A 22,117-nucleotide genomic window follows, 5' to 3' on the forward strand; every position below is an offset into this window, starting at 1 on the left:
CCATGAAGCTGGGCAAACTGAGTATCGTACTGCTGATTCTGGTGCCGCTGCTGCTGATTGCCGCCGGCACCGCCAGTTACTTCGCTTACCAGAGCATGCAAGCCCAGCACGAAGTCAATTTGGCCGATCTTGAAAAGTTCGGCTACGAGATGGTGCCCAGCAACACCTATACCGAAAGCACGGGAGAACTGGGTGCCAAGCAGCTGCCGGCCACTTTTGCAGAGAAGAAACTCACTCCCACAGAGCGGGTGATTCGTGGCCTGATGCAGGACAAGGAGAATCTGCTGGCCGAGCAGCTGGCCCTGAAAGACCAGATCGAGGCCCTGAAGCAGCAAATTGCTGAACTGGAAGAGTACAAAAAGCTGAATCAGCATTTTGCCCCCGAGACGTTCGAGCAGGAACTGGAGCGCACCAAGGCCCAGCTTAAAAGCACGCTGATCCGGTTACCGGAAGCAGAGCGCTTTTCCAACATTCAAATCGAAGTCATGTCAGCCGCCGGCATGCAGGAGTACCGCCGTTTTGTCCGTGCCAACCGCTTGATGCTGGAGCACGAACAGCGTGCGGATATCATTCAGAACCATCTGCCCTCCTTCGCCTTCTGTGTCGGAAGCGCCGTGGAGCTGGCAGCCAACAACCTGGAAGAGCTTCGCCTGCTGGTAAACTGGTTCAACCGCCCCGAAGAAACAAATCTGCCTGCCCCACTGGCCGCTGACCTAGACAAGCTGCTGCCGGCCTGCCAGCAACCCTTGCGCCAGGCCCTGCAGGACACCCTGCCCAAGCCCACCACTGTTGGTTAATTTTGCATCGCGTACTGGCGTGCGCTGGCATACACCTGTATAATTTTGCAACTTTACATTTACCGCGCCGGGTGCACATCGCCAGCCCAGTGCACTGCAGTGCGGATATCGACAACCGACCCTGTATAGCTGGCATACAGGCTGGAAGCTGTCCACTCCTAATCGGGCAGCGACAATATAGGATACTTTCATGAGCGAAAGCTTTGCTGATCTGTTTGAAGAATCCCTCCAAGATATTGCCATGACACCCGGCACCCTGGTGATGGGTGAAGTTGTCGACATCGACAGCGACTGGGTTACTGTCAATGCAGGCCTGAAATCAGAAGCGGTTATTCCCCGCGCTCAGTTCCTGAATGACAGCAACGAGCTGGAAATTCAGGTAGGTGATTCTGTCAAGGTAGCGCTGGAAGCGGTTGAAGACGGTTTCGGTGAAACCCGTCTGTCCCGTGAAAAAGCCAAGCGCGCCGAAGCCTGGGAAGTTCTGCAGAAGAAATTCGACGCAGAAGAGACCGTCAAAGGCTACATCTCTGGCAAGGTCAAAGGCGGCTTCACTGTCAGCATCAACAACATTCAGGGCTTCCTGCCGGGCTCCCTGGTTGATGTTCGTCCGGTACGTGACGTTGATCACCTGGAAGGCAAAGAGCTTGAATTCAAACTGATCAAGCTGGATCCGAAGCGCAACAACATCGTTGTGTCTCGCCGTGCCGTTCTGCAGGAAGCTAACAGCGCTCAGCGTGAAGAGCTGCTGGCTACCCTGGAAGAAGGTCAGATCGTCAAGGGTTACGTCAAGAACCTGACCAACTACGGTGCGTTCATCGACCTGGGTGGTGTTGACGGCCTGCTGCACATCACTGACATGGCGTGGAAGCGCATCTCTCACCCGAGCGAAATGCTGACTCCGGGCGACGAGATCTCTGTCAAGATCATCAAGTTCGACAAGGAAACCAACCGTATCTCCCTCGGCCTGAAACAGCTGAGCGAAGATCCGTGGGACGACATCAAGGACCGTTACCCGGCCGGCACCAAGGTTGCTGCTCGCGTCACCAACCTGACCGACTACGGCTGCTTCGCGTCTATCGAAGATGGCGTGGAAGGCCTGGTACACGTTTCCGAAATGTCCTGGACCAACAAGAACATCCACCCGTCCAAGATCGTTCAGATCGGCGACGAGGTAGAAGTGATGATCCTGGACGTGGACGAAGAGCGTCGCCGCATCTCCCTGGGTATCAAGCAGTGCACTGCTAACCCCTGGGTTTCCTTCTCCGAGCAGCACGCTGCCGGCGACAAGGTCAGCGGTACCATCAAGACCATCACCGACTTCGGTATCTTCGTGGGTCTGGACAACGACCTGGACGGCCTGGTTCACATGTCCGACATCGCGTGGGATGCTGATCCGGAAACCGCTCTGCGTCAGTTCAAGAAAGGCGACGAAGTTGAAGCGGTTATCCTGTCTATCGATGCCGAGAAAGAACGTATCTCCCTGGGCATCAAGCAGCTGGAAAGCGATCCGTTCGCTGAATACCTGGCCGCTAACGACAAGGGCAGCATCGTAACCGGTACTGTTAAGAGCGTTGAGCCGAAAGCCGCTATCGTAGAGCTGGCTGAAGGCATCGAAGCGACTCTGAAGGCATCTGAAATTGCCGCTGAGCGCATCGACGACGCGACTACCGTACTGAGCGTTGGTCAGACTGTTGAAGCCAAGATCACTGGCGCCGACCGTCGTAACCGCGTCATCAACCTGTCTATCCGCGCGAAAGACCAGGCTGACGAAAAAGCCGCCATGAGCGCGGTTCGCAACCAGGAAGTTGATGTTCCGGGACCGACCACTATCGGCGATCTGATCAAGCAGCAGATGGCCAACCAGAACAACTGATTTTCCTCTTCAGTTGCAACTCCAGGGGACGCCAAGGCGTCCCCTTTTTTGAGCCCGCAGGCTACACAACACAACCGCGCTGAAAAGGCGCGCTGCGTCACACCCGCCCCGCACGCGACACAAAAAAAGGCCGCCTGCTTGCACAGGCGACCTCATCCGTCTTTTTTACTGTCAAAGTGTAAGCAGCTGTCTCTAGGCACCTCCCGGCGTCAAGCACTACCTCTGTTCTTCAGCCCCTGTTTGGGCCAACGGTTTGAATTGATTAACGTGTTAAAGTTAAACCAGTTATTCTGAAATCGAAAATTGATATTGCTTTTAGCAGGAATAAGCTTTTGCTTATAGCAATTTACTCAGCTCTCAATTTCGACCAACACCTCACCCGGCGTCACCCGATCCCCTTTCTCAACGAATACGCCCAGTACACGACCTCCCACCGGCGCCTGTACTTCAGTCTCCATTTTCATGGCCTCGGTGATCAGGATGGACTGCCCTGCTTCCACCTCATCACCCTCAGTCACCAGCACATCCACGATATTGCCCGGCATGCTGGTCGTTACATGACCGGGCGCGCTGGCCTGACGACGCCCTCCGGAGCCACCCTGGTCCACATAGGCATTCAGGGGCTCGAACAGGACTTCTTCCGGCATGCCATCCAGAGTCAAATACAGGTGGCGCTTGCCGCTTGCCTGGCCACCTACTCCGGTGATAGCCACTTGATAGGTTTCACCATGCACGTCAATGTTGAACTCGGTCGCAACACCCTCATCCACCGGTCGACCCGCTTCAGCCACCGGCAGCAGGGGTTCGGGCACAAGCGTGCCGGCTGCACGCTGTTCAAGGAATTGACGCCCTACATCCTGGAACATGGCAAAGGTGAGGACATCCTCGTCACTGGATGCCAGCTCCCCGATGTCAGCGCGCAGACGCTCCATTTCAGGTGCCAACTGGTCAGCCGGGCGCCCTTCAATGGCTTGCTCACGGCCGATGGCCTGCGTTCTGAGAGCTGCGTTCACGTCTGCAGGCGGGTGGCCATAGCCGCCCTGCAGGTAACGTTTAACCTCATTGGTGATGGACTTGTAACGCTCACCGGTCAGCACATTCAATACTGCCTGAGTCCCTACAATCTGGGAGGTTGGCGTAACCAGCGGTGGATACCCCAGGTCCTTGCGCACCCGCGGAATCTCGTCAAATACTTCTCGAATACGACCCAGCGCATTCTGCTCTTTCAACTGATTGGCCAGGTTGGACATCATGCCGCCCGGTACCTGGTTGATCTGAACACTCACGTCTTCACGGGTGAACTCGGATTCAAACTGGTGGTACTTTTTGCGAACCTCGCGGAAGTAGTCCGAGATCTCGTTCAGGAGTTCCAGATCCAGCTCGGTATCCCATTCGGTCCCCTTCAAGGCAGCCACCTGAGACTCGGTTGCCGGGTGACTGGTGCCCCAGGCAAAAGCGGAAATGGCGGTATCGATATGCTCCGCTCCCGCTTCAATTGCCTTGAGCTGACACTGAGCAGCCAGCCCTGCTGTGGCATGGGTATGTATAAAGACCGGCAATACCACCGCTTCCTTGATCGCTTTCACCAGATCATAGGTCGCATAGGGCGTCAGCAACCCGGCCATGTCCTTGATGGCGATGGAGTCCGCGCCCATCTGGTGCAGCGCCCGCGCCTGCTCAACAAAGGTCTCGATCGTGTGGACAGGACTGGTGGTGTAACAGATAGTGCCCTGCGCATGCTTGCCCGCTTTCTTGACCGCCCGGATGGCAGTTTCCAGGTTACGCAGGTCATTCAAGGCATCAAAGACACGGAATACATCGATACCGTTTTCGGCCGCCTTGGCGACAAAGGCCTCAACCACATCATCCGCGTAATGGCGATAGCCAAGCAGGTTCTGTCCGCGCAGCAGCATCTGAAGTCGTGTATTCGGCAGCGCCTTGCGCAGTGCCCGCAGTCGCTCCCAGGGGTCCTCTTTCAGAAAGCGCACACAGGCATCAAAGGTTGCACCGCCCCAGCACTCAAGCGACCAGAAGCCTACACGGTCCAGCTTGTCACAGATCGGCAGCATATCTTCGGTACGCATGCGCGTTGCAATCAGTGACTGGTGAGCGTCCCTCAGAACGACATCGGTAATGTTGATTTTGCTCATTTCAATTCTCCTCTTGCCCACCAATCAAAGCCCGGCATAGGCGGCTATCGCAGCCGCAATCGCCAATGCAACCTCACTGGGGTCTCGTTTATCCGAATAGTTCAGCAGTTCAGGATGGCTCGGCACGAAACCGGTATTGAATTCACCACTGCGGAAGTCGGGGTTTTGCAGAATGGCCTGATAGTAGGACGCCGTTGTTTTCACGCCCTGTACGCGCATGTCCGCCAGTGCACGCGCTCCCCGGTCCAGCGCATCCTCCCAGTTCAAGGCCCACACAACGAGCTTCAGACACATGGAGTCATAGAACGGCGGAATGGTATATCCGGTGTAGATGGCGGTATCCGTTCGTACGCCAGGACCGCCCGGCGCATAGTATCGAGTGATACGACCAAAGCTCGGCAGGAAGTTGTTCTTGGGGTCTTCTGCGTTGATTCGGAACTGGAGCGCATAGCCTCGATAGCTGATGTCCTCCTGCCGATAGGTCAGCGGCAGGCCGGCTGCAATGCGGATCTGCTCACGCACGATGTCCACACCCGTGATCTGTTCCGTAATGGTGTGTTCCACCTGAACGCGAGTGTTCATCTCCATGAAGTAGACTTCATTACCGGTGACCAGAAACTCGACGGTCCCGGCATTTTCATATCCGACGGCTTTGGCTGCACGTACGGCCAGCTCACCCACGTATTGGCGCTGTTCCGGCGTCAGCTGAGGGCTGGGCGCGATTTCGATCAACTTCTGGTTGCGTCGCTGGATGGAGCAATCGCGCTCATAGAGATGGATTGCATTCCCTTCGCGATCTGCCAGCACCTGTACCTCAATATGCCTGGGGTCAACGATGCATTTTTCGAGGAATACCTCCGCCGAACCAAAGGCCTTGGTCGCTTCGGAGATAACGCGTGGATACTGAGATCGCAACTCCTCCGCGCTGTCACAGCGGCGAATACCCCGGCCACCGCCGCCAGAAGTCGCTTTCAGCATCACGGGGTAGCCGATTTCACTGGCGACACTCAAGGCTTCATCCAGGTCGGCCAGGTTGCCGTCAGAGCCCGGAGTGACCGGCACGCCTGCCTTGATCATGCTGTCACGCGCCTGGGTCTTGTCACCCATTTTCGCGATCACATAAGCGCTGGGGCCAATAAACGTAATGCCACGCTCGTCACAGATGCGAGCCAGCTCGCTGTTTTCGGACAGGAAACCGTACCCGGGATGTATGGCGTCACAGCCGGTCTCAACGGCGAGATTGACCAGCCGCCTCGGGTCAAGATAGCCCGCCAGCGGGTCTTCACCGACACTGTGGGCTTCATCGGCACGCTTGACATGCAGTGCATGCCGGTCCGGTTCGGTATAGATCGCCACCGAGCGAATGTTCATTTCGGCGCAGGCGCGTACAATACGCACCGCGATTTCGCCCCGATTCGCGATCAGGATTTTTGTAAGCATGGACCATCTCCCTGCTGAATAGGTCGTTACAAAAATCTAATGCACGGCAGGAAGAAGAAAAAATTGATATTTTTTCTATCAAGCATAAGCTATTGCTTATATTTGAAGTTTATTAGCATTTTTTGGGTGGTGAAATCCTATGCCTTACTCGCTCGCTCGGCTGCTGCCACGCCTGTCTTTTCGGCAGTTACAGGTGTTTCACAGTGTCTATCAGCACTTAAGCTATAGCCGCGCCGCTGAACAGCTGGGCCTGACTCAACCCGCTGTCAGCTCGCAGATTCGACAGCTTGAACAGGCTCTGGGTCAGCCGGTGTTCGAGTACGTCGGCAAACAGCTCTATATCACGGCCGCCGGGGAGCGTCTGGAGCAGGTAACGCGCAACATGTTTGCCGACCTGGAGCGACTCCAGATGGAACTGGCCGAGATGCAGGGGCAGGTGAGGGGTGAGCTGCGACTGGCCGCAGTCAGTACCGCCCAGTACGTCGTGCCCTACCTGTTGAAAGGATTTCTGGAGCAGTACCCCCAGATTGATGTTCGCCTTGAGATTGTAAACCGTGCCAGAGCGACACAGCGGCTGACCGAAAACCGGGACGACCTGATCATCATGGGCATGCCACCGGAGTCAGGGGCCCTGCGCAGCACCCCTTTCCTGAACAATGTGATGGTCCCCGTGGTGAGGACCGACAACCCGCTGCTGCAGCTTGATACGGTCGATCCGCAAACCTTTCTGGATGCCAACCTGCTGATTCGCGAGCCGGGCTCCGGTACCCGCAAGGCACTGGAACAGTGGTGTCATCAGAAGCGGCTCACCCTCTCGCCCTATATGCAGATGGGCTCGAACGCTGCCATCAAACACGGTGTACTGGCGGGGCTCGGGGTGGCCGTGCTGCCCAAGCTGAGCATTCAGACCGAACTGCAACTGGGCGAGCTGGCTTGCCTTGAACTGGAAGGGTTTCCGCTGCTGCGCTCCTGGTGCACGGTACACCCGGCCGCTAAACACCCGACACCGGTCATGCGGGCGTTTCTCGATTATGTGCAACAGCAGATGGGGCAGCTGGAGACGCTGGTTTACAGTGAAAAAACCTGATGGCGCCCCAGGTTAGAGAGGTGCCTAGTCTTCATCGAGAATGAAGTCTATCAGCTGATCTTCACTGATTTCGTTATCACGTACTTCATAAACGCTCAGCACTGAAGCATTGGCCTGCTGAACCGAGCTGCGCTCACCGGTCAGCAGCGGATGCCATTCCGGCAGGTCCTTACCTTCATGAATGAGCCGATAGCTGCAGGTGATCGGCAACCAATCGAAGGTTTCCACGTCTTCCGGCTCCAGCCGGATACAACTGGGCACGAGCTGGCAGCGGCGCTCATACTCGGTGCACTGGCAACTGTTCATGTCCAGCAGGTGGCAGACAACCGTGGTGTAGAACACCTCCTGGGTGTCTTCGTCTTCTACCTTGTGCAGGCAGCAGAGCGCGCAACCGTCGCACAGGGATTCCCACTCTTCACGGTTCATCTCACGCAGGGTCTTGCGCCGCCAGAATACTTCCTGAGCCATGCTTATCGCACCCCGGTTTCAGGGCGATCCTTGAACAGGTCCAGCATGTAATCATCCTTGGGTGGCGGCATCTGCAGGTAGTACCCCTTGCTGTCGAGATCGTCCAACAACCTGGTCGTACTCTCCACACGGGCCAGCTTGCGCTCGGCCGTTAGCGGCATATCCATCACATGCTCGGGGGCACCGAACATTTCGAGCAAGGGTTCGGGAACACGCTCGAGCTGTTCGCGCTTGTCCACGTAGAGGTACATTTCATCCTTCCGCGGACTTCTGAAAACACTGACTATCTTCATGGTTCAACTCTTCTCAAACTGTTGAATCTGCTGCAGCAAGGCATCCCCGACCAGCGACTTTCGCCAACCCGAGAGACTCGGCGGCAAGTGGTACTGCCCCTGCTCGTCACGGGAGCGAATCAACGCGTCCAGATCTCGCTTGCGCAGCAATACTTCCGGCAGGAGTCCATGCTGTTCGGCGGCCTTGCGGCCGGTGGCCCGCATCTGCTTCAAGCGCTTGCTCCAGACGTAATGCAACGGCCGCTCAATGGATGCCGGCGGCTGTGCCTGCGCCGATTGCGGGGCCTGCCTGACCAGCGCCAGAATATCCTGACCATACTCACGGACGATGCGGCCACGCTGGACAATCTTGTCCAGGTGCTGAATGTTTTGCGGCAAGCGCTCGGCAATATCCAGCAGCACCTGATTACGTAACAGGCGGTTACGCGAAATATCCCGGGCGCGGCAGGTGCGCTCGCGCCAGGCCGCCAGATCACGCAAGGCTGCCCGCCGGGTATCATCGAAATGCCACGCCTGACTGAAACGCTGGAAGTAGGTTTCGGGATCTGCCTGATCCAGCTCGACCATGTGTCGTCCTACCTCTGCACACTCTTCCTCGGCCCAGGCCAGGCGCCCCTTTTCCGCAAGCTCCTGACGCTGCATCAGTGCCAGCGTGGGCAGGTAGGCCACATCCAGCGCGGCATAGCGCTCCTGCTCCGGCGTCAGGGGGCGCTGCAGCCAGTCTGATGTGGTTTCTTCCTTGTCCAGCTCCACATCCAGCGCATGAGACACCAGACGCCGCAGGCCCATGCTGAACCCCCAGCCGGCAAAGGCAGCCCCCACCTGAGTGTCATACAGGGGCTCAGGGAGCACACCATAGCTGTGACGGAAGAGTTCCAGGTCTTCACTGCCCGCGTGCACCACTTTCAGCACGTCCGGTGCCGCCAGAACCTTGCCCAGAGGGGACATATCGGAGACTTCCAGCGGGTCAATCAGATAACAGGCCTGATCATCGGCCACCTGTATCAGGCCCGGAATGGGATAGAAGGTTTCGGTACGCATGAACTCGGTGTCCAGCGCCAGCACAGGCTGCGCCAACCAGCGCTCGGCATGCTCACGGAGGCTTTCATTGTCCCGAATGTGCACCGGGCTGGACGCTGCAGCCTCCAGTCGATGCCAGTCATAACGCTGCAACAGATCAGTCATCAGCCCCCCGGCGCAACGAGCGACGGCCCGCAAAAGCATGCGCAAGAGTGCCGCCGTCGACGAACTCAAGTTCGCCTCCAACCGGCACACCGTGTGCGATTCGCGTGATATTCACATCGCTGTCCTCAAGCTGCTCGGCAATATAGTGTGCCGTGGCTTCACCTTCCACGGTCGGGTTGGTCGCCAGAATCAGTTCCGTAACGTCACCGGCCTCGACCAGGGCAAAAAGCCTGTCGAGCCCCAACTCATCCGGCCCGATACCATCAATGGGCGACAGGTGCCCCTTGAGTACAAAATACACACCATTGAAGCCACCGGTCTGCTCGACCGCCATCAGGTCAACTGGCGACTCAAGCACACAGACAACGTGGCGATCACGGGTACCATCATCACAGATGGAGCAAAGTGCCTGTTCGGACAGGTTACGGCACCGCTCGCACTCGCCAATACGCTCGACGGCAGACTCAAGCGACGCTGCCAGTGCGAGTGCACCTGCACGGTCGCGCTCAAGCAGGTGCAGCGCCATGCGCTGCGCCGACTTGGGCCCCACACCGGGAAGCGCTCTCAGGCTGCTGATCAGCTCTTGCAATAACGGGCTCAGGCTCATAATCAGAACGGCATTTTAAAGCCCGGCGGCATGCCCATGCCGCTGGTGATCTTGGACATTTTTTCCTGGGTGTTCTGCTCGACCTTGCGCACGGCATCGTTGATGGCAGCTGCAATCAGGTCTTCCAGAATTTCCTTGTCTTCTTCCATCAGGCTGGCATCGATTTCAACGCCTTTTACATCGTGACGACCGTTCATGGTGATTTTCACCAGCCCGGCACCTGATTCACCGTTGACCTCGGCGCGCTGAATCTCTTCCTGCGCTTTCTGCATATCTTCCTGCATCTTCTGGGCCTGTTTCATCAGGTTCCCCATTCCACCCTTCATCATGGTGTATACCTCCAGACAATTAAATCAATCGATGGGACGCACCGAATCATAATCAATTTTGGCACCGAAATGCTGTGCCAGCTCGGCAACCTTCTCATCCTGTTCTATCGATTTCACCGCCTCGGCAAGCCGTGCGGCACGGCGTCGCTCTCCCAGCTGGGCCGGCGTTTCACGGCTTTGTTCCCCCTGACGGAACTCAATATCAATACGCTGACCAAGGTGCTCACAGATGGCACTGCTGATGCGCTCTCGCCGCTCGTTGCTGAGCATGGCTTCCTGCTCACGGGTGTAGAAGAAGCACAGGCGCTCCCCCTGATCCTCCTCCAGCGAAAGATTACGCGCGATACTTTCGACCATGCCGCTCAAGCCAAGTTCAGGCAGCATGGCTGCCCAGCGGTCCCCTTTCAGGTCACCCTCGAAGGCCCGCATACCGGCCGCTACAGACGGTGCATTTCCCGGAGCCGGTGCCGTACCGGGCCGAGGGGGCGCGTCAGCACTCGATGCAGCCCTGTTTGATACCGGCTGCACATCAGAAACGCCAGCCGGGTCAGGCTTTTTTGCAGCCCCCTCATCAAGATCAGGGGGAACATCATCCCAGGGTGGCGGCTCATCCACACTGGGCGGTGGAGGTGGAGGCGCAGGCGTGGCTGACGGGGGAACAGCAGACGGCTCTGCCGCGTTCGTTGGCGCCGGTGCAGGAGCCGGGCGGGCGGGCGCTGGCGCTGGAGTCGGCGCAGGCGCGGGAGCCGGTGACTCAGTTGCAGAGCCGGACTGAGCCGGGGCTGTTGACCGGGATGTGGCCTGTGCAGCGTTTTGCGGCTGTGGCGCCACACCTGCCGGTCGGAAAGCCAGCATCCGCAGCAGCGTCATTTCGAGTCCTTCACGCGGCTCAGGCACCATGGGCAGATCCTTGCGCCCCATCAAGGCGACCTGATAATACAGCTGGACCTCTTCCGGCCGCATCTGCTGAGCCAGCGCCATTACCTGATCACGATCGCCCAGGCTATTATCGACTGCCGCCGGGTACACCTGTGCCAAGGCCACACGGTGCAGCAGGCTCAACATCTCGCCCAAAACGCTGTGATAATCCGGCGAAAACTCGGACAACGACTGAACCGCAGCCAATACCGCTGCCGGGTCCTGAGCGGCCAGGCTCTGAATAATGCTGTAGACCAGGTGCTGATCAATGGTGCCCAGCATGGCACGCACTTCGGTTTCCCGTACCGCGCCTGCCCCGAAGGCGATCGCCTGATCGGTCAGGCTCAGAGCATCACGCATGGAGCCATCAGCCGAGCGCGCCAACAGCCACAAAGCAGCCTCTTCACGCTCGATCTGCTCTTCACCCAACACAAACGCCAGGTGCTGCTGGATACGTTCTGCCGTCAGGTTTTTCAGGTTGAACTGCAGGCAGCGCGATAAAACGGTCATCGGCAATTTCTGCGGATCAGTGGTTGCCAGCAGAAACTTCACATGCGGTGGCGGTTCTTCAAGTGTTTTCAACAGGGCGTTGAAAGAGCTGGTTGAGAGCATGTGCACCTCATCGATCAGGTACACCTTGAAGCGGCCATGTGTAGGCGCGTATTGGACGTTTTCGAGCAGCTCGCGAGTGTCTTCCACCTTGGTACGCGAGGCGGCGTCCACTTCAATCAGATCGACAAAGCGGCCTTCTGCGATTTCCACACAGGCACTGCACTGCCCACAGGGCTCGGATGACACGCCCTGCTCGCAGTTAAGCGACTTGGCAAACAGGCGGGCGATGGAGGTTTTGCCTACCCCGCGGGTGCCTGTAAACAAATAGGCATGGTGGAGGCGGTCGTCGTCCAGCGCATTCACCAGCGCCTTGAGCACATGCTCCTGACCCACCATTTCTGAGAAGCGTTTTGGCCGCCATTTGCGTGCCAGAACCTGATAACTCATGCTGCCTCGTCCAACTGTTTGCCGAAGGTTTCCGGGCGCAGATAGTAACATGCTTTGGCTGGCCACGCCCCTGTCAGCCACCGTTCAATGCTCTCGACTTTGCTTTCTGTCGCAAAAGGATTAAAACTGGAGTTTGATACACCAGTAAGAATGAGCCATGACCGTGACCAGGACAGCCCGCCAACGTAAGCTAGACCGTATCGATCGTAATATTCTGACCATCCTGCAGCAGGAAGGCCGTATCTCGTATACCGACCTTGCCGAGCGCGTGGGACTGTCGACGACCCCCTGCATGGAGCGTGTCAAACGCCTGGAACGAGACGGGGTCATCACCGGATACCGCGCCACCGTGGACCCGGAAATGCTGAACTACAACCTGCTGGTATTTGTCGAAATCGCCCTGTCCTACCAGTCCCCCGATGCGTTCGAGCGCTTCAACCGAGCTGTCAGCACCCTGCCCTACATTCTCGAATGCCACCTGGTATCCGGTGATGCCGACTATCTGCTCAAGGCTCGCCTGCACGACATGTCGCAATATCGAGAACTGCTGGGCGACATGTTGCTCACCCTGCCCGGCGTGAAAAACTCCAAATCCTACATCGTGATGGAAGAGGTTAAGGAGCGGCATATGCTGCCGGTTGATGCCACTAGTTAAATTTTCTGTTTTAGCGGCATTTTCCATAACTTTACCTTTGACGGTTTGAGCCACATCGCTAGTATTAGTCACGCATCTACATCACCATAATAAAAAAGAAGATACTAGCTATGCGGACTCCTACATTAAGCAGCCCATGCTTATCCCCCATACTGCACCACACCGGTGCATATTCAGGCCTTGACCCTGGATCCCTGCCCCATCATTGCGCACGCGCTCTTCAGACCTGAAACGGCCGCATCTGCGCAACAGAAAAAAAGCCCAAAACAGGCTTTGATAGCAAAAAAAATATCGAATTGAGCTGATAAAAGCTGAAATAGCCAGTTATTTTCAATTCTGGCATATTAACTGCTTTACGGGCGCTCGTACCGTCGGCCCTGCCTTGGGCCTGCTCAATTAACAGATCTACATGTCTGAGGAGTGTGTGAATACTCCTTTTCGCTGACGGAGGCACAGACAAAATGGAAGCGATTGAATCCATAATTTCCGCAATCAACGGGGTCGTTTGGGGCCCTCTCATGCTGGTGCTGATTCTCGGCGTCGGCCTTTTCCTGTCCATCGGCCTCAAATTGATGCCCATCCTCAAGATAGGCACAGGCTTCAAACTGCTCTGGAGCGGTCGCACCACCGCAAAAGATGACGAAAAAGAAGGTGAGATTCCGCCCTTCCAGGCGCTGATGACCGCCATGTCTGCAACCGTCGGTACCGGTAACATCGCCGGCGTTGCAACCGCTATCTTCCTGGGTGGCCCCGGCGCCCTGTTCTGGATGTGGATTACCGCACTGATCGGTATGGCAACCAAGTACTCGGAGGCCGTTCTGGCGGTTCGCTTCCGTGAAACTGACGAAAAGGGCGAGCACGTAGGCGGCCCGATGTACTACATCAAGAACGGTCTGGGCAAGAAGTGGGCCTGGCTGGGTGTTCTCTTTGCCATCTTCGGCGCCTGCGCCGGCTTCGGTATCGGCAACACGGTACAGTCCAACTCCGTTGCTGATGTACTGCATGCCAACTTCAGCATCCCGACCTGGGTCAGCGGTGTCGTGATGGCTGTACTGGTCGGCGCGGTCCTGATCGGCGGCATCAAGCGTATCGGTCATGTTGCGGGTACTCTGGTTCCCTTCATGGCCATCTCTTATCTGGTTGCAGGCCTGGTCGTTCTGGCCATCAACTCTCACCTGCTGCCGCAGGCTCTGGATCTGATCTTCACCCACGCGTTCTCACCGATCGCCGCTCAGGGTGGTTTCGCCGGTGCTGCCGTTTGGGCCGCTCTGCGCTTCGGTGTGGCACGTGGTGTCTTCTCCAACGAAGCAGGCCTGGGTTCTGCACCTATCGCCCACGCGGCCGCGCAGACACATGACCCGGTACGTCAGGGTCTGGTCGCCATGCTGGGTACGTTCCTGGATACTCTGGTCATCTGCACCATCACCGGTCTGGTTATTGTCAGCTCCGGTGCCTGGACCGGTGGCGAATCCGGCGCAGCCCTGACCAGTCAGGCGTTTGCCACTGCATTGCCGTCGTTCGGTAACTACCTGGTCGCCATTTCACTGGCTGTCTTCGCATTCACCACCATTATTGGCTGGTCCTTCTATGGCGAGCGTTGCATCGAGTTCCTGTTCGGCGTCAAGGCCATCACGCCTTATCGCATCGCCTGGATCATCGCTATTCCGCTGGGTGCGACCCTGAGCCTGGACTTTGTATGGCTGGTTGCGGACACCCTGAACGCCATGATGGCCATCCCCAACCTGGTGGCCCTGGCTCTCCTGAGCCCGGTGGTATTCAAGCTGACACGCGACTACTTCGCCAAGCACTAACCCGCCCCCTGCAGCGGCCTGATGGCCGCTGCACTCTTCTTTAAGCCCTGTTTAAGCGTTACTCTGGCACCGTGAATATTCATTCAAGCGGCTGGAGGGACGATGGGCCTGACCGGACACCTCACGTCACTGATCAGTGATGCCCACAAGGACAGACTGCAACGTGTTGCCGAGCGCACATTTGAGCAGCACCTTAACCTGGCTGTGACGGGACTGAGCGGTAGCGGCAAAACCGTTTTTATTACCGCACTAGTCCACCACCTTTTGCAGCTGGATCAGGATAATTCTCTGCCGCTACTGGAAGCCGCAGCAGAAAAACGTCTATTGGGATGCCGACCGATTGACGCTCCAGGCACCCGCCCCTTCCCTTTCAAAGGCAACCTGGCGGCCCTTTCCGCCTCGGAACCGCACTGGCCACGCTCAACACGTGATCTGTCCCAAATCCGACTGGCCATTCGCTACCGCCGCAGCACCAGCATCAAGCGCCTGCTGGGAGAGTGGGGTACGGTTTACCTGAACATTATTGATTACCCCGGCGAGTGGCTGCTTGACCTGCCCATGCTGCAGCAGGATTTCCTGTCGTGGAGCCAGCAACAGACCAATTTACTGCAGGCCTCTCCGCGTGTGGAAGCCGCCGCCCAATGGCTCAAGGCCAACCGTGCAATTGACTGGCACGCACCCGCCAACCTGGCGCAACTGAATCAACTGGGGCTGGAGTTTCGCGACCTGCTCCAGTCATTCAGGGAGCCTCCCCATGCCTTGAGCATGCTCCAGCCCGGCCACCTATTACTGTCCGAAGCTTCCAGTCCCGAGCAGGACCTGCTGCTGTTTCCGCTGACTGCCGAGGTCTCGAATGAAACCGGCACACCTGAGGGCTCGGCACTGGCAGAGATGACACGACGTTACCGATCTTATTGTGAACGCTGGGTCAGACCCTTCTATACAGAGCATTTTTCTCGCTTTGACCGTCAGATCATTCTGACGGACTGCCTCAAAACGCTTAATCAGGGCGAAGCCTGTTTTGATGATATGCAGCTGGCACTGAACACCATTTTGAGCAGCTTCCACTACGGCAAAAACAGCCTGTTCAGGCGTCTCTTTTCGCCCCGCATCGACCGTGTGCTGTTTGCCGCAACCAAGGCGGACCACGTCACCGCGAATCAGCACGCCAACCTGGACCGCTTTCTGGAACTCATGGTGCATGATGCTCGCAAGGAGATGCGTTTCGAATCGGTTCAGACACGTTGCATGGCATTGGCATCCGTGCGCTCCACACAGGCTGCGCAGGCACGCAAGGATGGCCAGCTGCTATCCTGCCTGAAAGGGTACCGCAAGGAGACCGGCGAGCCTGTCGCACTTTTTCCCGGCGAAATTCCCACTGAACTGCCGCGCGCGGAGGACTGGCACCAGGACAGGTTCAGATTTATCGACTTCGCCCCACGTGCTCTGCCCCGCAGTGGACTGAAGCCGGAGCATCACATCCGCCTGGATCAGGCACTGGAGTATCTGACGGGAGACCTGTTTCGATGAGTTCAAGCAAGCACGACTGGCATCGCCCCACCTTTCTGGACCCGGCCTCAATCGAGAACACAGACACCCGACAGGGCTTTATACCGGCGACGGACATCCCGCCCGATGAAGCGGAAGCGGTCGATGAAACGCCTGAAACAGGTATCCCCGAGCCCAAAAAACAAAAATCAACCTGGCCGGCACGGGCCTTGACCGCAAGCCTGATCGCACTGCTCTCCCTCGCGGTCGGCGCCGAGCTCTATCGACTGCTGGACTGGAGCTTCGGCCTGCACACTCTGCTCGGAACAGCCGTAGCATCCCTGATTATTGTCTGCACCGGCTGTGGCCTCTGGCAACTTCGCCGCAGTCTCAAGGGACTCAGACAGCTTCGTCACACCCGGGATCTGCGCACCGAAGCCCAGCGCCTGAGTACGCGGAACTCGCACGGCGGAGCGGCCCACTTCCTTAACCGGCTGGAAGCCCATTATCGCGACCACCCGCAGCAGGACAGCATCATCCAGCAGATTCATCAGGTGGACTCGAGCTACAACGATGCCGAGGTGATCCGTTTTCTGTCATCGCACGCACTGACGAAGCAGGACAAGCTGGCCCGCGCCTGCATACGCAAACACAGCCTTGCAGCCGGCACTCTGGTTGCACTCAGCCCCTGGGCCAGCTTTGACATGCTGCTGGCGGGCTGGCGCAACCTGCGCATGCTGCGAGAGATCATGTCAATCTACGGCGTAGCGCCGGGAGCCAGCGCCCAAATCAGGCTGCTCAAGCAGGTTTTTCACAGTATCGCCTTTGCCGGCATCAGCGACCTGGCACTGGATGCCGGTTCGACATTTCTCGGTACGGGCCTGACATCAGGCCTTTCATCACGCGCAAGCCAGGGCCTTGGAGCCGGCCTGTTCACCGCTCGTACTGGCCTGACCGCTATGGAACTGTGCCGCCCACTGCCCTTCAACGTGCGCCGAAACAGTGTAATGAAGCGTCTGGCGGGCGAACTGGTTACCCAATTGGCAACCGGCGCCAGGACAAGCGGTCGTTAAACCGTCCGGCTGATCTATTTGCGCACGGGCTGAAGATCATTCAGGTCAATCCCCTGCTGTTTCAAACGGTATAGTCGGTAAATCGTAATGGCATTGGTGATGACCACCAACGCTTCCGCCATAAGTCCGCCCACGGAACCAACCAGCAAATGGCTGAGCCCCCAGAAGGTTGCGGCGAGCCCCAGACTGACCCGCAACGGAATACCGCGCAGCAGAAACATGCCCAGCGTACCCAACACCATGGCGATCATGGCAGGCAGGTCCGGCCAGCCCTGCCAGGTCAGGACAGACGCAACACCACTGGCTCCGAGCACGCCCAGCATAACCGGAACACTGCCGGGGTAACGGCGGGCCAGTACAATGCGCACAATCACCAGCACCGTCAGTGCGGCGGCCGTCCAGCTCTGAAACACCAGAAACTGCAGTGCAAAAGCCACATTGGCTGAGATCAGCAGTATCAGCAGGCGATCATCCTTTTTACTGGAAAACGCCAATACACAGAGCACCAGGGCCATCAAGCCAAAAAACTGACCCGCCAGCACGTTCAGGTTGTCCATCATTTGAGCATGCAGTCCTGTTGTGAAAATTACACTGAGCTTGGCAACTTTAGCCGAGGTTTGAAAGCGAGAAGAGTTAGAAATGAAGCCGAACGTTCAGATGACGCCGGATATAGAATGGAGGCAGCCCCGCCAGCCACATCCCGGCACACGAATCCACCGCTGTGGCTGCTCCCTTCCGGGCCTGACCAGGTTCACGGTTTATCGTTGCGGGAGGACCAACAGGGCTACCATAACGGGCAAGATGCCCTGCCTCTCACAAGACAGGGGCGCAGTATAAGCACCCTATCGGGCAAATGCAAACAGAATCAGGGGATTGCGACACGAACCGCCAGCCCGATCAACACCATGCCGGTCAGCTGTTCTACCCGTTTCAGATGACGCCGCAACCAGGCCAGCAGAGCCGGCTGAGAAAACAGCAATGCGACCAGCGAATACCAGATCCCGTCAACAAGCGTGGCTGTCATCACCATCAGCAACTGGTCCTCCCAGGCCTGGCCTGCGCTGACAAACTGGGAAAAGAGCGCCGTGAAGAATACCGCCAATTTGGGGTTCAGCAGTGAAATCAGTGCCCCGGAGCGGGCAGCTGACCAAAGGCTTTCCACCCCGCCGCGCCGGGCCTGCAGCTCGGGTGTCGCCGCATGTCTCAAGGCTCCAATCCCCAGCCAAACCAGATAGGCTGCACCGGCCCAGGTGATCAACTGATACAGCAGCTCGTGCCGGCTTACCAGCAGCGCCAGCCCCCATACGGTCATGGCCGCCCAAAGGCCCACACCCAGCGCATGGGCACAGCCTGCCGCTATGCCATGGCCACGCCCGTTACTCACGGTTTGGCGCAACACAACCGCCAGACTGGGACCCGGTGACATGGCGCCCAATACACAGATCAGCAACAGCGAAAGCCACAGCATCAATGACATCTCTTTCTCCCTGTTCAAAACAGCCTCGGCCCGTCCCGGACCGCTGCCAGATACACGACGATATGCTATAGTCCGCGCCCTGCACTCAACCGTCAAGCAACGAGGTCGACGATCATGGCAGGCTCACTGCAGGACCAGTTACTGAATGCTGGCCTGGCCTCCAAACAGCAGGCCAAACAGGCCAAGCAGCAAAAACGCAAAAAGGCCAAGCAGCAAAAAGCCGGCAAGGCCGAAGATGACCAGCAGCGCCAGCGCGAGGCGCTTGAAGCGGCCCGCAAGGCGAAAGCCGAAAAAGACCGCGAGTTGAACCTGAAGCGCCAGCAGGAGCAATCCGACAAGGCGCGCCGGGCAGAAGTTCAACAGTTAGTCGAAGCACACCAGGTGAAACTGCCGGACGACAGCGAGCTGCGCTATAACTTCGTGGAAGGCACGACCATCCACCACCTGTATGTCGATCAACGTCAACTGGACCAGTTGGCTCGCGGCCAGCTTCGCATCGCCAGCCTCGATGGCCAGCACAAGGTGGTGCCCGCCGATATCGCCGCCCGCATCGAACAGCGTCTCGAAGGCGTTATCCTGCCTCTGCCGAAGGATGATACACCGGACGAGGATGATCCCTACGCGGATTACGTCATTCCCGACGATTTGATGTGGTAACCCCCACAGGGCCTGACCTTGATCAGGTCCTGTACTGTCATCATCTGCAGACTGCTGTTATTCTGGTCAGAAAACGGGTCAGGATGCAGCAAATGAGCACCCTTTGTATCAGTGAGCTCGATATCCTTCTGGTCGAGCCCTCCGCCATGCAGCGCAAGATCATGATCCAGCAGCTGCAGGATGAAAAAGTCATGGCGATCGAGACGGCCTCCAACGTCCATGAAGCCCTGCAGGCGATGCTGCGACGCCAGCCGGACCTTGTGATCAGCGCCCTGCATTTTGACGATGGTTCAGCCGCATCCCTGCTTGGCGCCATACGCCGCCTGCCCGACCTGGCCGATATTCCCTTCATGCTGGTCTCCAGCGAAACACGCAAGGAGCAGCTGGAAGTATTCAAGCAATCCGGTGTCGTGGCCATTCTGCCCAAGCCCTTCACGCGCCAGCACCTGGGATCGGCCCTGAATGCCACACTGGACATTCTGGATCACGACGAGATTGATCTGGACTTCTATGACGTCGAACGGTTGCGGGTACTGGTGGTCGATGACAGCCGCATGGCGCGTAAGCTGATTCGCCGCGTGCTGAGCAATCTGGGAATTGAGCACTTCATTGAAGCAGAGGATGGCAGCGAAGCCATTGAACTGCTGAAGCGGGAAACCGTTGATCTGGTGGTAACCGACTACAACATGCCGGAAGTGAATGGCGTCGAGCTCACCGAGCATATCCGACACTCCGAGCTGCTGGCCCACTTGCCGGTGATGATGGTGACCTCGGAAGCGAACGAGGCACACTTGAGCCAAGTCGCTCATTCAGGAGTGAATGCGTTGACGGATAAGCCGTTTGAACCTGAAACGGTCAAACGGCTTCTGGTACAACTGCTGAACCAGGGTTCGGCCGATTAGCCGCGCGGTACCATAACCGCATCTACTTCAATGTCAGCACCCTTCGGCAGTGCCTTGACGGCAAAGGCGGCACGCGCCGGGTACGGCTCCTGGAAGTAGCGTGACATCACTTCATTTACCTGCGCGAAGAAGTCCATATCGGACAGCAGGATCGTCAGCTTTACACAGTCATTCAGAGAACCACCGGCTTCCTCGGCAATCGCCTTCAGGTTGTCAAAAACCCGCACGGCCTGCGCCTCAAACGATTCGGTCACCATCTCCATGCTGGCCGGGTCCAGCGGGATCTGGCCGGAAATGTACACGGTATCACCTGCCTTCACCGCCTGAGAATAGGTACCGATAGCGGCCGGTGCATGGGGCGTATTGATAATGCTGCGATTGGACATCTTTCCTTCCTGTATGCTGTTGTGAGTGTAAACCTTGTTCAACTCGGCTCAGGCCCGCGCCAGGCGGACATTCTGCTGGGCACGAGTATAGCGTGAAACAGACAAGCCTTCGGCACTGATTACCGGTGTCCGCTGGCTGATCAGATCACTGACATAACGTGCCGAGCCCAGTGACATGGTCCAGCCCAGAGTGCCATGCCCCGTATTGAGGAACAGGCCCGGGTACCGGGTCTCGCCCAGAATCGGGGTGCCATCCGGCGTCATGGGTCTCAAACCGGTCCAGAGCTCGGACTGCGACGGGTCACCACTGCCACCGAACAGATCATTTACGACATGCTCAACATTCGCACGTCGGCTCTGCGGTGTCGACAGGTCAAACCCTGTCAGCTCGGCGGTCCCGCCTACACGGATTCTGTCACCCAGACGGCTGACGGCTACCTTGTAAGTTTCATCCATTACGGTGGACTCGGGCGCTCGATCCGGATCGGTGATCGGAATGGTCAGTGAGAAGCCCTTGACCGGATAGATCGGCAGCTTGATGCCCAGCGGGGCCAGCAGTGCCGGGCTGTAACTGCCAAGCGCTACAAGACAGGCATCACCTTTCACCAGCCCCTGATCAGTGTTGGCCCCAATGACGCGACCCTTTTCCAGTTCCAGAGATTCGATATTGGTGTTGAAACGGAACTCAACACCCAGTGACTTGCAACGCTCCGCCAGTGCCTGTGTAAACAGGAAGCAGTCACCTGTTTCATCGCCCGGCAGGCGCAAACCACCGACGAGCTTGTCGGCTACGTGGCGCAGAGCCGGTTCGTACTGGAACAGCTCATCGCGCTCCAGCGGCTGATAATCCACGCCGCAAGACTGCAGGATCTTGATGTCATTGGCCGATGCAGCCTGCTGCTTCTCACTGCGGAACAGCTGAATCAGCCCCTGTGCACGGTTGTCGTACTCGATGCCAATCTCCTGACGCAGCTCAACGAGGCAGTCACGACTATACTCGGCCACACGGAGCATACGTGCCTTGTTGCGCGCATAAGCGTCATGGGTACAGTTGGACAGCATCCGTCCGAGCCAGGTCAGCATGGTGGCATCCAGTCGTGGAGAAATACGCAGCGGTGCGAGGTCCTGCACCAGCCATTTCATGGCTTTCAAGGGCACACCCGGAGCAGCCCAGGGCGCAGAATACCCCGGTGAAATCTGACCTGCGTTGCCGTAGCTGGTCTCCAGCGCCGGCTCAGGCTGCCGATCAAGTACAACCACACTGTGACCTGCCTGAGCGAGATACCAGGCAGAGGTTACGCCAACCACACCACTTCCGAGTACAACAATGCGCATATCAACACCTTAATCTTATTAGAATCATCGGATGCCACTATGCTTGCGCAATTTGACCGGAAATTTTTTGTGAATTTAGTATTTTTTGCAGTTTATTTTTCTAACAAAAAGCAAATTTTATAAAGTTACACCAGAACATTTCCAGAACTCAGGCAGCATCAGGCCTACACGAAAACGCGCAAGAATA

The 22,117-nt window shown here is 57.5% G+C and carries 21 protein-coding genes and 1 other RNA gene; 9 read left to right on the forward strand and 13 right to left on the reverse strand.

The features are described from left to right. The first annotated feature begins 2 nt into the window (after window positions 1-2). Window positions 3-797, forward strand: coding sequence for a hypothetical protein (locus tag H9C73_RS12480; protein WP_209288160.1), 795 nt, complete (start codon window positions 3-5; stop codon window positions 795-797). 190 nt (window positions 798-987) lie between these two features. Further along, on the forward strand, window positions 988-2,670 hold the full coding sequence (gene rpsA, locus H9C73_RS12485) for a 30S ribosomal protein S1 (RefSeq protein ID WP_209288162.1): 1,683 nt from the start codon (window positions 988-990) through the stop codon (window positions 2,668-2,670). Window positions 2,671-3,020: 350 nt separating this feature from the next. Here rpsA and oadA read toward each other — a convergent pair whose 3' ends face one another. Further along, the gene (gene oadA / locus H9C73_RS12490; protein ID WP_209288163.1) at window positions 3,021-4,820 is read right to left on the reverse strand and encodes a sodium-extruding oxaloacetate decarboxylase subunit alpha; all 1,800 of its coding nucleotides are present in this window, start codon (window positions 4,818-4,820) and stop codon (window positions 3,021-3,023) included. A gap of 24 nt (window positions 4,821-4,844) precedes the next feature. Next, on the reverse strand, window positions 4,845-6,260 hold the full coding sequence (locus H9C73_RS12495; protein WP_209288165.1) for an acetyl-CoA carboxylase biotin carboxylase subunit: 1,416 nt from the start codon (window positions 6,258-6,260) through the stop codon (window positions 4,845-4,847). 139 nt (window positions 6,261-6,399) lie between these two features. Here H9C73_RS12495 and H9C73_RS12500 point away from each other — a divergent pair, with 139 nt between their 5' ends. Beyond that, complete coding sequence (locus H9C73_RS12500; RefSeq protein ID WP_209288167.1) at window positions 6,400-7,347, forward strand: LysR family transcriptional regulator; 948 nt, start codon at window positions 6,400-6,402, stop codon at window positions 7,345-7,347. 24 nt (window positions 7,348-7,371) lie between these two features. On the opposite strand, the gene H9C73_RS12505 is transcribed toward H9C73_RS12500, so the two are convergent. From H9C73_RS12505 to dnaX, 6 genes are read right to left on the reverse strand one after another with little or no spacing between them, the layout of a single operon-like run. Further along, the gene (locus H9C73_RS12505) at window positions 7,372-7,815 is read right to left on the reverse strand and encodes a YcgN family cysteine cluster protein (RefSeq protein WP_209288168.1); all 444 of its coding nucleotides are present in this window, start codon (window positions 7,813-7,815) and stop codon (window positions 7,372-7,374) included. A 2-nt stretch (window positions 7,816-7,817) separates the two neighbouring features. Further along, window positions 7,818-8,108 carry a YcgL domain-containing protein gene (locus tag H9C73_RS12510; RefSeq protein WP_209288170.1) on the reverse strand — a complete coding sequence of 97 codons (291 nt, stop codon included), beginning with the start codon at window positions 8,106-8,108 and terminating at the stop codon, window positions 7,818-7,820. 3 nt (window positions 8,109-8,111) lie between these two features. Next, complete coding sequence (gene rnd / locus H9C73_RS12515; protein ID WP_209288172.1) at window positions 8,112-9,293, reverse strand: ribonuclease D; 1,182 nt, start codon at window positions 9,291-9,293, stop codon at window positions 8,112-8,114. Beyond that, window positions 9,286-9,900 carry a recombination mediator RecR gene (gene recR, locus H9C73_RS12520; protein WP_209288173.1) on the reverse strand — a complete coding sequence of 205 codons (615 nt, stop codon included), beginning with the start codon at window positions 9,898-9,900 and terminating at the stop codon, window positions 9,286-9,288. Before recR ends, rnd begins: the two co-directional genes overlap by 8 nt. Window positions 9,901-9,902: 2 nt before the next feature. Continuing rightward, on the reverse strand, window positions 9,903-10,229 hold the full coding sequence (locus H9C73_RS12525) for a YbaB/EbfC family nucleoid-associated protein (RefSeq protein ID WP_209288175.1): 327 nt from the start codon (window positions 10,227-10,229) through the stop codon (window positions 9,903-9,905). 24 nt (window positions 10,230-10,253) lie between these two features. Next, window positions 10,254-12,146 carry a DNA polymerase III subunit gamma/tau gene (dnaX, locus tag H9C73_RS12530; protein ID WP_209288177.1) on the reverse strand — a complete coding sequence of 631 codons (1,893 nt, stop codon included), beginning with the start codon at window positions 12,144-12,146 and terminating at the stop codon, window positions 10,254-10,256. A gap of 157 nt (window positions 12,147-12,303) precedes the next feature. Between dnaX and H9C73_RS12535 the strand changes: the two genes are divergently transcribed. From H9C73_RS12535 to H9C73_RS12550, 4 genes are all read left to right on the forward strand, one after another. Then, window positions 12,304-12,801: an Lrp/AsnC ligand binding domain-containing protein gene (locus H9C73_RS12535; protein ID WP_209288178.1), complete on the forward strand. Its 498-nt coding sequence runs from the start codon at window positions 12,304-12,306 to the stop codon at window positions 12,799-12,801. A 461-nt stretch (window positions 12,802-13,262) separates the two neighbouring features. Then, window positions 13,263-14,612, forward strand: coding sequence for an alanine/glycine:cation symporter family protein (locus H9C73_RS12540; protein ID WP_209288179.1), 1,350 nt, complete (start codon window positions 13,263-13,265; stop codon window positions 14,610-14,612). A 102-nt stretch (window positions 14,613-14,714) separates the two neighbouring features. Continuing rightward, on the forward strand, window positions 14,715-16,142 hold the full coding sequence (locus H9C73_RS12545) for a YcjX family GTP-binding protein (RefSeq protein ID WP_209288181.1): 1,428 nt from the start codon (window positions 14,715-14,717) through the stop codon (window positions 16,140-16,142). Then, the gene (locus tag H9C73_RS12550) at window positions 16,139-17,173 is read left to right on the forward strand and encodes a TIGR01620 family protein (RefSeq protein WP_209288183.1); all 1,035 of its coding nucleotides are present in this window, start codon (window positions 16,139-16,141) and stop codon (window positions 17,171-17,173) included. The genes H9C73_RS12545 and H9C73_RS12550 overlap by 4 nt, the downstream gene beginning before the upstream one ends. 14 nt (window positions 17,174-17,187) lie before the next feature. Here H9C73_RS12550 and H9C73_RS12555 read toward each other — a convergent pair whose 3' ends face one another. The 3 genes from H9C73_RS12555 to H9C73_RS12565 form a co-directional block, all read right to left on the reverse strand. Beyond that, window positions 17,188-17,733 carry a YgjV family protein gene (locus tag H9C73_RS12555; RefSeq protein WP_209288184.1) on the reverse strand — a complete coding sequence of 182 codons (546 nt, stop codon included), beginning with the start codon at window positions 17,731-17,733 and terminating at the stop codon, window positions 17,188-17,190. Window positions 17,734-17,857: 124 nt separating this feature from the next. Then, an RNA gene (gene ffs / locus H9C73_RS12560) (signal recognition particle sRNA small type) lies at window positions 17,858-17,954 on the reverse strand. A gap of 84 nt (window positions 17,955-18,038) precedes the next feature. After that, complete coding sequence (locus H9C73_RS12565) at window positions 18,039-18,650, reverse strand: LysE family translocator (RefSeq protein WP_209288186.1); 612 nt, start codon at window positions 18,648-18,650, stop codon at window positions 18,039-18,041. Between the two features lie 114 nt (window positions 18,651-18,764). Here H9C73_RS12565 and H9C73_RS12570 point away from each other — a divergent pair, with 114 nt between their 5' ends. Together H9C73_RS12570 and H9C73_RS12575 are read left to right on the forward strand one after the other, a co-directional pair. Beyond that, on the forward strand, window positions 18,765-19,307 hold the full coding sequence (locus H9C73_RS12570; RefSeq protein ID WP_209288188.1) for a DUF2058 domain-containing protein: 543 nt from the start codon (window positions 18,765-18,767) through the stop codon (window positions 19,305-19,307). Between the two features lie 92 nt (window positions 19,308-19,399). Next, the gene (locus H9C73_RS12575; protein WP_209288190.1) at window positions 19,400-20,209 is read left to right on the forward strand and encodes a response regulator; all 810 of its coding nucleotides are present in this window, start codon (window positions 19,400-19,402) and stop codon (window positions 20,207-20,209) included. Here H9C73_RS12575 and H9C73_RS12580 read toward each other — a convergent pair. Beyond that, window positions 20,206-20,595 (reverse strand): RidA family protein, encoded by a 390-nt coding sequence (locus H9C73_RS12580; protein WP_209288192.1) that lies wholly within the window; start codon window positions 20,593-20,595, stop codon window positions 20,206-20,208. The genes H9C73_RS12575 and H9C73_RS12580 overlap by 4 nt on opposite strands. Before the next feature lie 48 nt (window positions 20,596-20,643). Further along, window positions 20,644-21,930: a D-amino acid dehydrogenase gene (locus H9C73_RS12585; RefSeq protein WP_209288193.1), complete on the reverse strand. Its 1,287-nt coding sequence runs from the start codon at window positions 21,928-21,930 to the stop codon at window positions 20,644-20,646. Between the last annotated feature and the right edge of the window lie 187 nt (window positions 21,931-22,117).

This window comes from Marinobacterium alkalitolerans, assembly GCF_017776525.1.
GTDB lineage: Bacteria > Pseudomonadota > Gammaproteobacteria > Pseudomonadales > Balneatricaceae > Marinobacterium > Marinobacterium alkalitolerans.

Coding starts and splice junctions, on each gene's coding strand:
- H9C73_RS12480 (WP_209288160.1), top strand. CDS start 3: ATGAAGCTGGGCAAACTGAGTATCGTACTGCTGATTCTGGTGCCGCTG.
- rpsA (WP_209288162.1), top strand. CDS start 988: ATGAGCGAAAGCTTTGCTGATCTGTTTGAAGAATCCCTCCAAGATATT.
- oadA (WP_209288163.1), bottom strand. CDS start 4,820: ATGAGCAAAATCAACATTACCGATGTCGTTCTGAGGGACGCTCACCAG.
- H9C73_RS12495 (WP_209288165.1), bottom strand. CDS start 6,260: ATGCTTACAAAAATCCTGATCGCGAATCGGGGCGAAATCGCGGTGCGT.
- H9C73_RS12500 (WP_209288167.1), top strand. CDS start 6,400: ATGCCTTACTCGCTCGCTCGGCTGCTGCCACGCCTGTCTTTTCGGCAG.
- H9C73_RS12505 (WP_209288168.1), bottom strand. CDS start 7,815: ATGGCTCAGGAAGTATTCTGGCGGCGCAAGACCCTGCGTGAGATGAAC.
- H9C73_RS12510 (WP_209288170.1), bottom strand. CDS start 8,108: ATGAAGATAGTCAGTGTTTTCAGAAGTCCGCGGAAGGATGAAATGTAC.
- rnd (WP_209288172.1), bottom strand. CDS start 9,293: ATGACTGATCTGTTGCAGCGTTATGACTGGCATCGACTGGAGGCTGCA.
- recR (WP_209288173.1), bottom strand. CDS start 9,900: ATGAGCCTGAGCCCGTTATTGCAAGAGCTGATCAGCAGCCTGAGAGCG.
- H9C73_RS12525 (WP_209288175.1), bottom strand. CDS start 10,229: ATGATGAAGGGTGGAATGGGGAACCTGATGAAACAGGCCCAGAAGATG.
- dnaX (WP_209288177.1), bottom strand. CDS start 12,146: ATGAGTTATCAGGTTCTGGCACGCAAATGGCGGCCAAAACGCTTCTCA.
- H9C73_RS12535 (WP_209288178.1), top strand. CDS start 12,304: ATGACCGTGACCAGGACAGCCCGCCAACGTAAGCTAGACCGTATCGAT.
- H9C73_RS12540 (WP_209288179.1), top strand. CDS start 13,263: ATGGAAGCGATTGAATCCATAATTTCCGCAATCAACGGGGTCGTTTGG.
- H9C73_RS12545 (WP_209288181.1), top strand. CDS start 14,715: ATGGGCCTGACCGGACACCTCACGTCACTGATCAGTGATGCCCACAAG.
- H9C73_RS12550 (WP_209288183.1), top strand. CDS start 16,139: ATGAGTTCAAGCAAGCACGACTGGCATCGCCCCACCTTTCTGGACCCG.
- H9C73_RS12555 (WP_209288184.1), bottom strand. CDS start 17,733: ATGATGGACAACCTGAACGTGCTGGCGGGTCAGTTTTTTGGCTTGATG.
- H9C73_RS12565 (WP_209288186.1), bottom strand. CDS start 18,650: ATGTCATTGATGCTGTGGCTTTCGCTGTTGCTGATCTGTGTATTGGGC.
- H9C73_RS12570 (WP_209288188.1), top strand. CDS start 18,765: ATGGCAGGCTCACTGCAGGACCAGTTACTGAATGCTGGCCTGGCCTCC.
- H9C73_RS12575 (WP_209288190.1), top strand. CDS start 19,400: ATGAGCACCCTTTGTATCAGTGAGCTCGATATCCTTCTGGTCGAGCCC.
- H9C73_RS12580 (WP_209288192.1), bottom strand. CDS start 20,595: ATGTCCAATCGCAGCATTATCAATACGCCCCATGCACCGGCCGCTATC.
- H9C73_RS12585 (WP_209288193.1), bottom strand. CDS start 21,930: ATGCGCATTGTTGTACTCGGAAGTGGTGTGGTTGGCGTAACCTCTGCC.